The organism is Hyphomicrobium sp. (assembly GCF_009026145.1).
Lineage (GTDB): Bacteria > Pseudomonadota > Alphaproteobacteria > Rhizobiales > Hyphomicrobiaceae > Hyphomicrobium_A.
The window spans coordinates 207,137-221,804 of record NZ_WBUE01000002.1; the positions used below are offsets into that span (position 1 = coordinate 207,137).

Genomic DNA, 14,668 nt, shown 5'->3' on the forward strand with positions numbered 1-14,668 from the left:
GTTCCCTAGTGGCGTTAGCATTTTTCCTGCCATAGGCTCTCACCCGCGAACTTGGCTCGCCGACGGTGGTTAGGTGGCTCCCCGGCGTTCCGTTTAATCTGCTGGCCTCGAAATAAGCCCCCATCCCCCATCGTCTGCCTTGGGGCAGGGTCAAGAGCCGAGCCGGCTTTCTCGACCACACTTTGTGGGTCAATCAAATTACCTGAAGCAATGCGTGGCCGCCCACTCCGGCAGCGATTGTAGCGGCGAATATAAGGGCGCTCCAGCGAGCCAAGACGCCTCCGGCGAGACCGTAGACCAGCAATCCCTTCATGATCACATTGGCACCAGCGGCAATGAGGATCGCTACACCCGCCGTCCCCTCTGACAGAGTCTGATCTGCGCTGAGCTTGCCGAGCGAAATCGTAATCGCATCGGCATCGGCGAGACCCGATACACCTGCCAATGCAAATATTCCGAACGATCCGAGCCGATCCTTGAGGATGCCTGCGAGCAATAGAGTACCCGCGAGCAGCGCGCCGACGATCATGGCGGGACCAAACTCAGCAGGATTGCGGAGTTCCTCGCTCAACGCCACCGGCGTAGCATTGCTGCGCCAGAGCCACCACCCCGCGCCAGCTGTCGTAAGTCCCATCAATCCCAACGGTACCCACATCGACAACAGCAGGGGAGCGTAAACGATCGCGAGCAGTATCATTACGCGGGCGAGCATCACACTGCACGCGAACGCGATCCCGGCTGCCAACACTTTCGATAGGAGAGCATCGCCCTTAGCCATGCGCGCTAAGGTCATCGTTGTGGCCGTCGACGACGCGAGACCGCCGAAGAGCCCGACCAGCAGGATGCCTCGTTCCGGCCCAGCGAGCTTGACGGCAATATACCCGGCAAAGGATAGGCCTGAGATCAACACAACGGCCCATCCGACTTGGTAGGGATTGAATGCGTCAGAGGGGCCGTATCCGACATTGGGCAAGAGGGGCAGAACGACGACGGCGATTAGAAGGAACTGGATTGCGGTCTGCAGCTCGCGGGCCTCGATCAGCTCGAGCCATCGGTGAAGAGCGGGCTTAAGGCTGAGCAGGAGAGTCGTGACGACCGCCGCTGCTGCGGCGATCGCAGGATATCCTCGCACGGCAGCGGCACCCGATCCAAACACAACAAGACCCGCCACAATGGTGGTCAGGCCAATTCGGTGGTGAACCTGCACACATCGCCAATATCCGAGTGCTAAGAAGCCGGCTGTGGTGAGAATGCCCGCAGCAAGCACCATCCCGCCCAATTCGGAGCCCAGAAAGCCGCAAATGCCCCCGAAAAGTCCGATGAGGGCAAATGTTCGAATGCCCGCGATTCGTTCGCCCTCTTCGCGCGCGCGCTGGTGCCAGCCTCGCTCCAGGCCGACCAGTAGACCACCCGCCGATGCAATCGCGAGGCCTTGGAAAAGCTGGATCTGGTCGGTCGGCATAACTTCCACCAAAGGAAATGCTCGACTACCCGCTCGCCGTTGAAGAGGAGGCCAGCTAAGCGAAGTCGGCTCAGAAAGGCTAAGGTCGCGGTCGCGCGCAAGCTGGCCGTCATTCTGCACTGCATGTGGGTCGACGGCACCGAGTTCGTTTCAAAGAAGGAGGCGGCAGCGTAGCGCGCAACGGGAGATCACGCGTCTTCCTGCTCCTAAGCGGTAAACGATTTCCCTGCCGGACGAAGGCGGTGGCGAGTTCGTTCAATGCTTTGCGTGGGCCCGCAATGGCCACCGCGCTTTCGACATTGATCCGCCAGTGTCATCTTACGCCATCATGCGGAGGGGTCCCCTGGCGCGGAGAGAACAGTGGGCCCGACAAGAATGATCGCAGAAAGCTTGATACCTAGTCCCGAATTTAAAGAACAGCATCGACCGACTAAGACCTTGAGGTCTGAAAACAAGAGTTAGTCCGCGCTTTGATATTTGAAGGATACTTTCACCTTGGTGCGATACGCCACGACCTTGCCGTTTTCAATCACGATATCCTGCTCGGCAACCTCGGCAACCCGCAGTTCTCGTAGATGCGTGCTCGCTTCCTCGATCACCGATTTGGCAGCCTGCTCCCACGACTCTGTACTGCAGCCGATCAATTCTATCACTTTATACATGCTGTTCGGCATTGAAGCCTCCTTCGGTCTTTGTGTGAGCGCTAGCCCTAATCGCAGGGATCGTCATTTTCGGCATTGAGGCAGATCAAGCGCAAAGCGGCAAAATCAGGACGGAAACCTGTCCCAGCACAAACTCATGGTCACAGACGGGCTGCGTTAACGAGAGCCCCAATAGGCGAGCCCAAGCACGGCGATCACGGCGATCATGACCGTGCAGCAGACGATGATCCAAAGCCACGCCCTCCAGCCCTCTTGAGCTTCGTCGTCCGATTCATGCTGCATGGCTCGATACGCTCCTAGTCATATTTTGGCCCGGCTGTGCTCCACCCAAGCCAATTATACAATGGGCAATAGCCCCGGATGCCAGTTGCTACAAAGTCCACTCCCAATGCGATCAGTACGAAATATAGAAGCAGCCAAACTAAACCGGCCCCGCCGAAGAGCAACACCAGTGCCCATATGGCCAGAGCGCCACCCAGCGTCACACGGAGCACCCGTTCGACTGTCCCGAGGTTCTTCTTCTTTTTCATTAGAAGCTCCTATCAGTCGCTGTTTGGGGCAACGTCGTCTTCGAGCCGACGTGTCGCTTACGGCTTAGCCCGTGCATGCCCTAGCCTTGAGCGCTTTGTTGCGGTGCCGGTCGAGGTCTCCAGCTTCGAGAGAACGGGGCTTGGTAGCTGACGGACAGCGACTGCTGCGACAACTGCCAAACGAATGTTATCTTTGCTTTCTCTCATTGCCTGTATCCAGGTTCGTTCTCTCCCGGGCGAATTTCGAATTCCATTCAGAATTATTTGGTAACGCATCGTAACAGATCAGTCGGCAGCCCAAGGATTTCGGCGTAGGTCAGCTGCGGCAGCGCCCCGAGCTCGCTGGCTAAGGCGCGCACGCTAGTGTATGACGTCCCGCGCTGGGGTAACTGTCCATGGAGGGAACACGATGAAGGCACTTCTTGCCCTGCTGACCTTAGGCCTTGCGGCTGCGTCCACCATCCCAGTGATGGCGCACGACGGCGCGGCGCCGATGACAAAGGCCGAATGCGAAAAGACGCCGGACATGCAGTGGGACGCAAAGACCGGTACGTGTGTGCACAAATGACGAACTAGCGGATTGGGGCGGCGGATCGCATGAGCCGCCGCCCTCTGCTGCCTTAGCCGCGCTCACCTGGTCACATGGCCAACGCGCGGCTGACGCCTCAGTCAATGCGTTCAACGTCGGCGGCCCTCTTGGGAATGAGACGCACGCGATAGGTCGCATTCTGACATTTCAAGACCCAAACGGCTTCATTTGGCTTCGAGCGCTCGCGCTCGGCTTCGGCACGCAACGGGCGGTCACAGACAAATCCTTGCTTGCGGATTTGGGCCGCAATGACGGCCGCCTCTTCGGCAGCCTGCGCCTCGGAAACATGGATCGGCATCGGTCTGTAATCGCCGGTGCCAGGGATAACAATCGGAGCCAAGCCGAGAAGAAGCGACGGAAGACCGAAAGAAATTTGTGTCATTGTGCACCTGTGGAACGCCCCGGGCTGTGCGCCGCGATGCGGTACTCTCTGCAGCCGGCTATGACCTCAATTTATACGATATAGGCCAAGCAGCACTCCGCTTACAGATTGTTACCAAATTTTTTTGGTGCGCCTTCCCCCAACTTCGCCAGCTACACTGCCGAACGAAAACGAAGCACGCCGTGGCATGGCGAGCTCGAAGAAACCGCGAGAACTGGTGGTCTCATCTCTTGTGGACCCCACGGGTTGCCGCGGAAGTCCACGCCTGCACTGATAGCCGCGTAGAGAACGGCAATGAACCGAGCGTCGGCGAGTGGCGGGGCCATTAGCGCGCAGCTGCTGGGAATCGAGAATGCCGCTTCGACCCACACCAACCTGTTTGCGCTCATCCACGCTTAGGGCGGAGGCGGCGGCTGCTCCGGCTATTGGAGCCCAATTCTTTGGTAACTGAACGCATAAGCGGGTTTCTTGACGCCGCCAGGGATCTCGATGGTGGGTCAAGGTTCCAAGCATCGGCCCACGTGTCAGCTCCTTCGCGGTGCCAGTGCGAACAAGAATGGCTATCAGCCGAAGGACCCCGATATGAACATGCGCTGACACACGCGTTCAGTGTGAGTTCAAGCCCGGGCCCATAGCTTCTTGCTCTATCGCCGAAGGGCTCTGAGCCGAGCCTGGAATTGTTGCAAGATGGAGAGCACCATGAAGCTTCACTCAATGTTATTGAGTTCCGCCGTCGTTGCGGCCGCGACTTTTGTAGCGCTGCCGGCATCGGCCGAAAGTTACGGCGCCTACGGTTTGCGGCATGGAGGCCGCAACTATGCTTCGCATTTACTGGGAAGCGCCTGGAGAAATAGTGGGGATGCCCATCACTTCGCCGCTCGAGATATCCGCGTACGCAGACATGGGTTTTGGGATCGATGGGCGGGGCCACGCTGACATTTGCAGCGCCGCTCGCACGTCGACATGCACTAACGTCCTTTTGGCTAGGGGCCGCGCGAGCCGCGCGGCCCCGGTCTATGTCTTAAGAACTGCTTATTTCCGCTGGAATGCCCCGAATGCAATGTTGCTTGCTGCGACCCTCATAGGCGTTCACCGCATCGAGCTTTTTTACCCGTTGCAGGCCAAATAAAGTCCTGCCTGCCACTGGTCGTGCGGGACGCGCTTCTGTTTTGCGGTGTCACAGTGCTGTCCTTCAGGGCACTTTTTCTGCGCGGATGCCCTAAGTGACGCAGTACTTGGGGCTGCAGCCGCCAAGGCTATGATGATGATGATCTTGTGCGTGGAACATAATTGAGCAGCGCTATCGTTTTTCGATGCCGCGAGAGTGGGCTTAGTCCCGGGCTCTGTGCCTCGGTTCCCACTGCTGCACTGGCAAGTTAGGCCGGCGCGCCAGTCGGTTTGGGCGAGTAGCCGACGGCGTGGATGACGCGTGCATGCCACGCGCGCGGCGGTCGAGGAAGGCATCGTGCCAGGCGGCGGCGTGGACTTGCTGCGGGCGGGGAAGGTGCTCCACAACCTCAGCGTGGAGAATGACGACCAGAAGGTCGGCATCAATATCGTCCGCAAGGCGCTGCTGGCTCCTGCAAGGCAGATCTTCACCATGCCGGCGAGAACGGCTCCGTAATCGTGGGCAAGATCATCGAGAACAGCAAAATACGCCTTGGGCTACGACGCCCAGACCCATTCCTTCGGCGACCTCGTTGCCGAGGGCGTCATCGATCCGACGAAGGTAGTACGCTGCGCCCCGCAGGATGCATCCTCCGTGAATTCGCTGAGCGTTCTGGCTTGGCGTTCGGTGACGTCTGCCGCGCTTGGCTGCCTCACCCACCGCGCGCCAGAAACAAAAACGCCCGCGGCTTCATCAGCGGCAGGCGTAGCGTCTCGTCGAGACTAGAACTTGACCCTGCCGATTCGGGCCTATCTGTAAACAACTTTTTGAAGATGCTACGCGCGTTGCCCGAGCGCATCACTTGCCCCACGATACTCTGCAATTTCGACCGGCACGCTATTGACGATGCGAAGACCAAGACCGCGTCCCTCATCAGGGCGTCCTCTGCGCCGATCTTTTTAGTTCCTCCGCGCGCTGACTGCTGCACCGCTGCACTTCACGCCATGATGGAGCAGCACCCTCGACCCCGGTGGACGTGAAGCCCTGCCGGGGTCACTCTTCTAGAGGTCGAGCTCTGCGCCGGCATGGCATTGCGCCGGCATGGCATTCCCTCGGCGCCGGCATCTTGTCGTGCGACTCGCGCGGCGGCTTGCGCTTGAATTTCCAGCCCGCCAGACGCCGGCCATCCGCGCAATTCTGATGCAATCTGGCGATTCGCCAGAAAGTGCAGATTCGCCCGGCCCCTCTAGGTATGAGAGGCCGGGCCTTGCGGATTGGCTCCTCTGCGGAGCCGATCCCAAGCTTGCCGTTCGCTTACTTTCTCGGCTGCGGTGTGACCGGCGTAACGGGGCACCCCGCTGTGAAAATCCCTGGCACGCAGTGCCCTGTCTTGTGGTGCGCCTGCGCCGCGCCAGCAAATCCGACGGCAGCGATCGACGCCACAAGGAGTGCAGCGAACATCGACTTCATCATTTTCGTGTCTCCCGAGTTTTGATGTCTGCTCTCTTGCGGAGAGCGTGATGAGGGATCGCCCCCCTAATGCTGTCGCTACCTTCTCGGCGGTAGCTGCGGTGCGGTCGGCGTATAGGGGCATCCCTTCGTTGAGGTACCGGGCGGGGGACAGTTGACCTGCGCCTGCGCGACGCCGGCGAGTGTCAACGTCGCCGCCATGCCCAGGGCCAAAGCCCCGATGAGTGCTTTCAGCATTGTCGTTACTCCAAGTTTGATCATCCAATCGCGCAACAAGAGGCGCGCACCATCATTCGCGAGCCTCGCTGCCCGCGACATTCAGCTGGAACGATCAAATTCGCGGTGGTGGGGTCGGTGGTCGCCAGTTCAGCCCATGAGGCATCGGGGGCACGATGCCACTCAATGCGGCGTGGCCGATCAGCGCTACGGGGAAGAATACGTCGGAAGCAAAACCTGTTAGTGAGCAGTTCATGCTGCACATGGCCGCGACGCATTTGCCAATCTTATCGCAGCAGGGGCACGGCTTGTCAGTCGACGACGTCCTAGCCGGCCCGGCGTGGTCTCCGGCGTGACTCATGAGAGTTGCCGGCGCTGCGGCCACGGCGTTGGCGGGTGCGACGGGTGAGAGCACGAGCCCGACGCTGACGAGAGCGGCAATAATCAATCTGACGATCAGCATGCGCTTCACCGCTTCGCTATGCGCTTCGCCTTGTTGCAAATATTGTTCGCCGTCAATACGCCTTCAAGCCAAATCGGCCTGAGTGCAACGCAGCATGGAACCCGAGCGCGGCCGGCCCTGATCATTGGGCCGGCCGCGCGGCTCCGCCTTAGCGGGCCTTCACCCGAGACTTCGCCCTTGCCTTCGGAGCCCTGTAGAGTCGATAGGACTTGCGGGGCTCGTAGCTCGGCTCGACTTGGGCCGGCGCCATATCGACGGTCCGCGACTGGGTCCGGGCCGGCCAGTGGGTGGACGGATCGGAATTCCAGGTCTTGTCAGCCATGGCGCTGCCAGCGACGCCGAACAGACCTGCGACCAAGATGGCCGCTGTCATGATAGTCTTCATCGGATTTCTCCTGAGCGTGTTGTTTCTGCCCGTGCTGCGTTTTGGGCGCCTACGGGCTCGTTCGAATGCCAGCGAATGCGAAGGTGCACGGCGTATGGCCACGCGAATCCGCTTTGCTGCGAGGTGCGCTCAGGCGCGCGGGGGTGGGGTCGGTGGTGGCCTGCTCAGCCCGTGATGCATGATAGGTACGATACCACGTAAGACGGCATGACCGATGAATTCTATATTGAAGAAAGGATCTGATGGCGCGAGTTGCACGCAGCCCATTGTGCAAACGGGGGCAACGCATTTCGCAGCGAAATCGCAGCATTGGCATGGCTTGTCGGGGGAGGTTGTGGCTGCAGCGCGGCTAGCGTCCATAGAGGCAGACGAAGTAAGAACATTGGCGCTCGCAATGGGCGATAGGACGAGCCCGATGCTGACCAGTATGGCGACAAATAGCCTGATGCCGGGCATGCGCTTCTTGTCCTGCTTCTTTCGCCGCACGCTTTGCCTAAGGTGCATATCGATGCCCACCACTATCGATTCAAGCATCAATCCCGCGTGCCGCGCGGCATCGTTTCCATAGCTAGCTGTCATGCGGGGCTCGCGTCGAGGAACAGATCGCTGGTGTAGTAGCGCTCGGCCGACGACGGCGCGAAGGTGACGATCGTCCTGCCGGCGTACTCCGGCCGCTCGGCAACGGAGAGCGCGGCTGCCACGTTGGCACCGGTGGAGATGCCGCCGGGGATACCTTCCACTTTGGCGACGAGGCGCGCGACCTCGAACGCCTGCTCGCTCGACACGGTGACGATCTCATCGATGAAGCTGGTGTCGAGGATCGAGGGGATGAAGCCGGCGCCGATGCCCTGGATCTTGTGCGGCCCGCGCGGCTTGCCGGAAAGAACCGGGCTGGTCGTCGGCTCGACGGCGATGATCTTGAGGTCAGGCTTGCGAGGCTTCAGTGCTCGTCCGCAACCCGTCAGCGTGCCGCCCGTGCCGACGCCGATCACGAGGGCATCGACCTTGCCATGCGTATCGTTCCAGATCTCCTCGGCCGTCGTCAATTCATGAACGAGCGGGTTGGCCGGGTTATCGAATTGCCCGGGGATGACGGCGTTGGGAATCGTCTTGGCGAGCTCGTTGGCGCGCTCCACGGCCTGCGGCATACCGCCGGGCCCGGGCGTCAGCTCCAATTCCGCGCCAAGGTGGGTCAGGATCTTGCGCCGCTCCATCGACATGGTTTCCGGCATGACGAGAATTAGCCGGTAGCCGCGCGCCGCGGCGACGAAGGCGAGACCAATGCCGGTGTTGCCGGACGTCGGCTCGACAAGCACCGTCTTGCCTGGCGTGATCTTCCCCTGCGCTTCGAGGGCGTCGATCATCGATACGCCGATGCGATCCTTCACCGACGACAGCGGGTTGAAGAACTCGAGCTTCAATAGAATGTCGGCCTTCACCTTGGCCGCGCTCGTGATCTTCGACAGGCGGACGAGCGGCGTGTGCCCAATGGTTTCGGCGATTGAATCATAAACGCGGCCGCGGCCCCACGTCTTGGTGGCGGCAAGGGTTTTGATCTCAATCAGCGTCGTCCTGGACCTTTGCTGCATGGCACCTGTCTCCGGTGAATAGGGGACGCTTACTCGGTGGCGAAGACCGCTGGCGCGGCGTCCTGGCCCGTTATCGAGAGGATCTCGAATGAGCCCGTCTTGCTGCCGGACATGCCGGGCGAACCGGGCGGCATTCCCGGCAGCGTAATGCCCTTGATGGCCGGCTTCTCACTAAGCAACCGATTGATCGAGCCCACAGGCACGTGCCCTTCCACTACGTAGCCGCCGATCACCGCCGTGTGGCAGCCTTCGAGATTCTTGCCAACGCCGTACTTCTGTTTGATCGGCGTCATGTCCGGCGCCTCGATGACGGTTACGTCAAAGCCATTGGTGCGCAGGTAGTCGGCGTATTTTTTGCAGCATGAGCAGTTTGGGATCTTGTACAACGTGGCCGCGACTCTTTCCTCGGCCATGGCGGACAGCGTTGCGAGCGCGAGCACCAGGCTCGCCGTAACCATGCGGATCATGCTTCGACCTCCTCTCTGGAGCTTTCATTGCATTGGGCTTCCCCTTCACGGCCAACGCGCGGCAGGCGCCAGCCTTTGATGAGGCCGTAGATGGCGGGAATGACGATGAGCGTCAGCAGGGTCGAGGAGACCATGCCGCCGATCATCGGCACCGCGATGCGCTGCATCACCTCCGAGCCGGTGCCGGTGCTCCACAGGATGGGCAGCAGTCCGGCAATGATGGCGACGACGGTCATCATCTTGGGGCGCACGCGCTCCACCGCGCCTTCCATGATCGCCGCGTGCAGATCGGTGCGCGACAAGGGGCGCCCTTCCCGCTGCGCGCGCTCTCGGGCCTCGTTCAGCGCCTGATCGAGGTAGATGAGCATGACGACGCCCGTCTCCGCGGCGACGCCGGCGAGGGCGATGAAGCCCACCGCGACGGCGACCGAAAGGTTGAAGCCGAGCCACCACATGAGCCAGAAGCCGCCGACGAGCGCAAAGGGCAGCGACAGCATGACGATCAGCGTCTCGGTCCAGCGGCGGAAGTTCAGGTAGAGCAGCAACACAATGATCAACAGCGTCACCGGGACGACGACCTTCAACCGCTCCTTGGCGCGCTCGTAGTATTCGAACTGGCCGCTCCAGGTGACGTAGTAGCCGTCGGGCAGCTTCACCTGCGCGGTGACCGCGCGCTGCGCGTCGGCGACGTAGCTGCCGAGGTCACGATCGCGCACGTCGACGAAGATGTAGGCGACGAGCTGCGCGTCCTCGGTGCGGATGGAGGCGGGCCCTTGCGTGCGCTTCACCGTGGCGACCTCCCCCAGCGGCACCGTGCCGCCACCGGGAAGGGTGACGAGAACATCCCGCGCGATCGCGTTCGGATCGGAGCGCAGCTCGCGCGGATAGCGCACGTTGACCGCATAGCGCTCGCGCCCTTCGACGGTCGTGGTCACCGTCTCGGCGCCGAGCGCGGTGGCGACGACGTCCTGCACGTCGCCCACCATCAGACCGTAGCGGCCGAGCTGATCGCGCTTGGGCTCGATCTCGAGATAATAGCCGCCGATGACGCGCTCGGCGTAGGCGCTGGCGGTACCCGGTACGTTGCGCAGGGCCACCTCGATCTCGCGGGCGCTACGCTCGATCTCCTTCAGATTCTGGCCGAACACCTTGACGCCGATGGGCGTGCGGATGCCTGTCGCAAGCATGTCGATGCGCGCCTTGATGGGCATCGTCCAAGCATTGGAGACGCCCGGGAACTGCAGCGACTTGTCCATCTCGCCGATGAGCTTGTCGGTCGTCATGCCGGGGCGCCATTCGCTTGCGGGTTTGAGATTGATGACGGTCTCGAACATCTCGGTCGGCGCCGGGTCGGTGGCAGTCGCCGCGCGCCCCGCCTTGCCGTACACGGACTGGACCTCTGGGAAGGACTTGATAATCCGGTCCTGGGTCTGCAGCAGCTCGGCTGCCTTGGTGATGGAAAGGCCGGGGAGCGACACCGGCATATAGAGCAGCGTGCCTTCGTTGAGGTTGGGCATGAACTCCGACCCGAGCTTGGCCGCCGGCCAGATGCTGATGGCGAGCACCACCATCGCCAGCGCGATGGTCAGCGTCTTGGCTTTGAGCACGGCGTCGATCACCGGGCGGTAGACCCAGATCAGGAAGCGGTTGATAGGGTTCTTCTGCTCGGGAAGGATTTTGCCGCGCACGAAGATCACCATCAGCGCCGGGACGACGGTCACGGACAGGAAAGCCGCCGCTCCCATGGCGAAGGTCTTGGTGAAGGCAAGCGGCTTGAACAGGCGCCCTTCCTGCGCCTCGAGCGTGAAGATGGGCAGGAACGACACCGTGATGATGAGGAGCGAGAAGAACAGCGCCGGCCCGACCTGGGTCGCGGCCTCGATCAGGATCTCCATGCGCGGCTTATCGGGTGGCGCGCGCTCGAGATGCTTGTGAGCGTTCTCGATCATCACGATGGCCGCGTCCACCATGGCGCCGATGGCAATGGCGATGCCGCCGAGGCTCATGATGTTGGAGCTGATCCCCAACAGATACATGCACACGTAGGCGATGAGCACGCCCAGCGGCAGCGTCAGAATGGCGACGAAGGCGCTGCGCGCATGCAACAGGAACACGACGCACACGAGCGCCACGATGAGGCTTTCCTCGGTGAGCGTGCGTTTGAGGGTTTCGATCGCCCGCTTGATCAGCTCCGAGCGGTCGTAGACGGGAATGATTTCCGTGCCGTCCGGTAAGCTCGATTTGATCTCCTCCAATCGCGTTTTGATGTCGTCGATGACCGCGAGCGCATTTTGCCCATAGCGCTGCACGGCAATGCCGGAGACTACCTCTCCCTCACCGTTGAGCTCGGTGATGCCGCGGCGCTCGTCTGGGGCCAATTCCACGCGCGCCACGTCGCGGAGATAGACCGGTGTGCCGTTCTCACTCTTCAGAACGATCTGCTCGAGATCCTTGATATTCCTGATGTAGCCGCGCCCGCGCACCATGAACTCGGTCTCGGCGAGCTCGACGACGCGCCCGCCGACGTCCATGTTCGAATCACGAATCGCGTCCTTGATCTTGGCGAGCGAGATGTTGAAGGTCTTGAGCCGGCCGGGATCGACCACAACGCTATACTGGCGCACGAACCCGCCGACGCTCGCGACCTCAGCTACCCCTTCTGCCTTCGCCAGCGCATAGCGCACCTGCCAGTCCTGAATGGTGCGCAGGTCGGCCAGGTTCCGCTCTGCGGCCATGACCGCATACTGGTAGACCCAGCCGACGCCCGTGGCGTCGGGGCCGATGGTCGGGGTGACGTTGCGCGGCAAGTTGCGTGCGGCGAAGCTCAGATATTCGAGCACGCGCGAGCGCGCCCAGTAGATGTCCGTGCCTTCCTCGAAGATGACGTAGACGAAGCTGACGCCGAAGAACGAGAACCCGCGCACCACGCGCGACTTCGGCACCGAGAGCATGGCCGTGGTCAGCGGATAGGTGATCTGGTCCTCGACCACCTGTGGGGCCTGGCCCGGCGCCTCCGTATAGATGATGACCTGCGTGTCCGAGAGGTCGGGAATGGCATCAAGCGGCACGTTCCTGATGGCGTAGATGCCGGCGCCGGTGGCAAACACGGCGCCGAGCAGGACCAACATGAGGTTGTTCGCCGACCAGCGGATGATCCAGGCAATCATTGGCCAGCCTCCGCACCGGATTTCATCTCCTGATCTTTCGCGCCAGGCTCGCCGGGAGCGAACCCCTTGAGGGCGGCCCGCAGATTGCTTTCCGCGTCGATGAGGAAGTTTGCCGCGGTGACCACCTTGTCGCCGGCCTTGACCCCCTCGGTCACCTCGCGGAACCCGTCTCCGTGCTGCCCGAGCTTGACCTCGCGCGGCTCGAAGCGGCCGTCGCCTTTGTCGAGAATGACCACCTGGCGCGTTCCGCTGTCGATAACGGCACTGTTCGGCACCGCCACGACCTCGCGATCGGCGCCGGCCGTGATCTCGACGTCCGCATACATGTCGGGTAGCAGCGCCAGATCGGGATTGGGCAGCTCGATGCGGACGGGGGCGGTACGCGTCTCCTTGTTGAGATGCGGATACACGACGGCGACCTTGCCGCGGAACTCCCGGTCCGGGTAGGCGCGGGCACGCACCGTTACCGGCTGACCGACCTTGAGGGCGCCAAGCTCGGCCTCCGGCACGTCGGCCATCACCCACACGTACGAATGGTCGGCAATGCGGAACAGCACTTCGCCGGCCTGCGCGCGCATGCCCTCGACGGCGGTGCGATCGAGAACGATCCCGTCGTTCGGCGCGCGCCAGACGATGGTATCGGGAACATTGCGCGTGCGTGCGATACCATCGATGACGTCCTTCGGGATCTTCATGTTCTCCAGGCGCCGCCGCGCCCCGATGACGGGTGCGCGCGTGCGCGCACTTTCTGCCGCTGTCCGCCTGCCAGAGGCGATGGGTCCCCAGCCCGTCTCTTCCTCGACGACCAGCCGGGCGCCGATGGAGAGCAGCTCGGGCGCATAGATCGTCATCAGCGGCTCGCCCGCCTTGACATGCGTTCCGGTCGTGACGTCCGCGACCTTCTCGAGATAGCCGTCGAAGCGCAGGGCGATGACCGAGATGCGCCGCTCATCCAGCTTGACGATGCCGGGTGCGCGCACGGTATGGCCCAAGGTGCGCTTTTTCACCTCCTCGCTGCGCACGCCGCTGCGCTGGATCTTCTCCGGCGAGATGCTGACGCTGCCCGCGTCGTCCTCGCCTTCGTAGACGGGGATGTAGTCCATCCCCATGGAGTCCTTCTTCGGCACCGGGGAGATGTCGGGCAGGCCCATGGGATTGCGGTAGTAGAGGATCTTCTTCTCGCCCTGGCCGGAATTGGCTGGTGGCGCTGCGGCAGCTTTGCTCGGCTCGTCTAAGCGCACGTCTTCGCTCGCATGCACGGCGAGATACGGTTTTCCGGCTTCGGTGCTCTTGGGTGTTAGCGAGTAGAACGGTTTGCCATCGGGATCACGGTAATAGATGACCGGACCCGTGGCTTTGGAGGCCGATGCGCTCATCACCGCTGCGGAGTTTGGTGGCAGCCTGATGAGACCAGTCTGACCAGACCAAAGCCCGGCTCCCGCCGCAGCCGCAATGACTGCGGCGGTTGCCACGCCCTTCAAGGCGCCGTTCATTGGGTGGCCGTGACGATGAGCTTGTTCTCAACCGTCCCGGCCTCTCCCTGAACTTTGGCGGCGAGCGACAGCGCCCACCTGCCGGCCATGGTGAGTTTCGTCTTGAAGCGATAGACGCCCGGCTCGGTCGCGGCGACCGGCTCAAGAGGCGAATCCATCATCGCCATGCCGTCCGGCCCCATGTCGATCCGTTTGGCGAAGATCACCGCGTCGGGGATCGGACGACCCGATGGCTTGTGCACGAGCTTCACCGCGATGACCGCGTCGCCCTGCTTTACCGCCTGGTCGATGAGCTGGAACTCGTAATCCTTGCTGTCAGCCAAGGACGTTGTCGCCATGGCCGCGAGGAGCGCGGTGCCGATGGCCCCCGCGCGCATAGAATTGCGTCGCATCGTATTTCTCTCCTGCTTGTCCTGAACCTTCGCGCCAGCCAGCACGGCCAACGCGCGCGCAGCCGCAGCACGTGCCGCGACGGCGCTCATCGCCTGCGGGCGAGGGGTTTCAGACGCTAGGAGGTCGGAGAAGCGGGGGGATGAGAGAGTCGGCCGCAACCTGTGGCGCCGCGGGCAGCAGTCGCGAGCTTGCCACCCTGCTCTGTGGGGGCGCATCTGCTACGGGCGACGACAGAGGCTGGAAGCAGGTAACCAGGCAAGTGCCCATATCCGGGCACACCTTCTGCGGGCAA

General features: G+C 62.0%; 12 protein-coding genes and 2 pseudogenes. 3 read left to right on the forward strand and 11 right to left on the reverse strand.

Going from position 1 to position 14,668, the window contains the following annotated elements; genetic code table 11:
• Window positions 1-193: 193 nt before the first annotated feature.
• Entirely contained in the window at window positions 194-1,462 is a 1,269-nt protein-coding gene (locus F9K20_RS02835; protein WP_290997306.1) for an MgtC/SapB family protein, read from the reverse strand.
• A gap of 54 nt (window positions 1,463-1,516) precedes the next feature.
• Here F9K20_RS02835 and F9K20_RS02840 point away from each other — a divergent pair.
• Window positions 1,517-1,636 (forward strand): annotated as a pseudogene (locus F9K20_RS02840) (IS110 family transposase); the annotation flags it as partial.
• A 284-nt stretch (window positions 1,637-1,920) separates the two neighbouring features.
• Here the strand turns inward: F9K20_RS02840 and F9K20_RS02845 are convergent.
• The 3 genes from F9K20_RS02845 to F9K20_RS02855 all read right to left on the reverse strand — a co-directional run bounded on the left by F9K20_RS02845 (window position 1,921) and on the right by F9K20_RS02855 (window position 2,654).
• Window positions 1,921-2,136 carry a dodecin family protein gene (locus F9K20_RS02845; protein WP_290997307.1) on the reverse strand — a complete coding sequence of 72 codons (216 nt, stop codon included), beginning with the start codon at window positions 2,134-2,136 and terminating at the stop codon, window positions 1,921-1,923.
• 144 nt (window positions 2,137-2,280) lie between these two features.
• On the reverse strand, window positions 2,281-2,406 hold the full coding sequence (locus F9K20_RS02850) for a hypothetical protein (protein WP_290997308.1): 126 nt from the start codon (window positions 2,404-2,406) through the stop codon (window positions 2,281-2,283).
• Between the two features lie 14 nt (window positions 2,407-2,420).
• On the reverse strand, window positions 2,421-2,654 hold the full coding sequence (locus tag F9K20_RS02855) for a DUF2892 domain-containing protein (protein ID WP_290997309.1): 234 nt from the start codon (window positions 2,652-2,654) through the stop codon (window positions 2,421-2,423).
• A 409-nt stretch (window positions 2,655-3,063) separates the two neighbouring features.
• On the opposite strand from F9K20_RS02855, the gene F9K20_RS02860 reads away from it, so the two are divergent.
• Complete coding sequence (locus F9K20_RS02860; RefSeq protein ID WP_290997310.1) at window positions 3,064-3,222, forward strand: hypothetical protein; 159 nt, start codon at window positions 3,064-3,066, stop codon at window positions 3,220-3,222.
• A 97-nt stretch (window positions 3,223-3,319) separates the two neighbouring features.
• Here F9K20_RS02860 and F9K20_RS02865 read toward each other — a convergent pair whose 3' ends face one another.
• Entirely contained in the window at window positions 3,320-3,625 is a 306-nt protein-coding gene (locus tag F9K20_RS02865; protein ID WP_290997311.1) for a hypothetical protein, read from the reverse strand.
• 1,429 nt (window positions 3,626-5,054) lie between these two features.
• Here F9K20_RS02865 and F9K20_RS02870 point away from each other — a divergent pair.
• Window positions 5,055-5,399, forward strand: a pseudogene (locus F9K20_RS02870) (TCP-1/cpn60 chaperonin family protein); the annotation flags it as partial.
• A gap of 1,631 nt (window positions 5,400-7,030) precedes the next feature.
• On the opposite strand, the gene F9K20_RS02875 reads toward F9K20_RS02870, so the two are convergent.
• The 6 genes from F9K20_RS02875 to F9K20_RS02900 form a co-directional block, all read right to left on the reverse strand.
• Window positions 7,031-7,267, reverse strand: a complete 237-nt coding sequence (locus F9K20_RS02875) for a hypothetical protein (RefSeq protein ID WP_290997312.1) — start codon at window positions 7,265-7,267, stop codon at window positions 7,031-7,033.
• 575 nt (window positions 7,268-7,842) lie between these two features.
• Window positions 7,843-8,856, reverse strand: coding sequence for a cysteine synthase A (gene cysK / locus F9K20_RS02880; RefSeq protein WP_290997313.1), 1,014 nt, complete (start codon window positions 8,854-8,856; stop codon window positions 7,843-7,845).
• A gap of 29 nt (window positions 8,857-8,885) precedes the next feature.
• Window positions 8,886-9,323: a DUF411 domain-containing protein gene (locus tag F9K20_RS02885; protein WP_290997314.1), complete on the reverse strand. Its 438-nt coding sequence runs from the start codon at window positions 9,321-9,323 to the stop codon at window positions 8,886-8,888.
• Complete coding sequence (locus tag F9K20_RS02890; RefSeq protein WP_290997315.1) at window positions 9,320-12,490, reverse strand: efflux RND transporter permease subunit; 3,171 nt, start codon at window positions 12,488-12,490, stop codon at window positions 9,320-9,322. Before F9K20_RS02890 ends, F9K20_RS02885 begins: the two co-directional genes overlap by 4 nt.
• Window positions 12,487-13,983 carry an efflux RND transporter periplasmic adaptor subunit gene (locus F9K20_RS02895; protein WP_290997316.1) on the reverse strand — a complete coding sequence of 499 codons (1,497 nt, stop codon included), beginning with the start codon at window positions 13,981-13,983 and terminating at the stop codon, window positions 12,487-12,489. The genes F9K20_RS02890 and F9K20_RS02895 overlap by 4 nt, the downstream gene beginning before the upstream one ends.
• Window positions 13,980-14,375, reverse strand: a complete 396-nt coding sequence (locus tag F9K20_RS02900) for a FixH family protein (protein ID WP_290997411.1) — start codon at window positions 14,373-14,375, stop codon at window positions 13,980-13,982. Before F9K20_RS02900 ends, F9K20_RS02895 begins: the two co-directional genes overlap by 4 nt.
• Window positions 14,376-14,668: the final 293 nt, after the last annotated feature.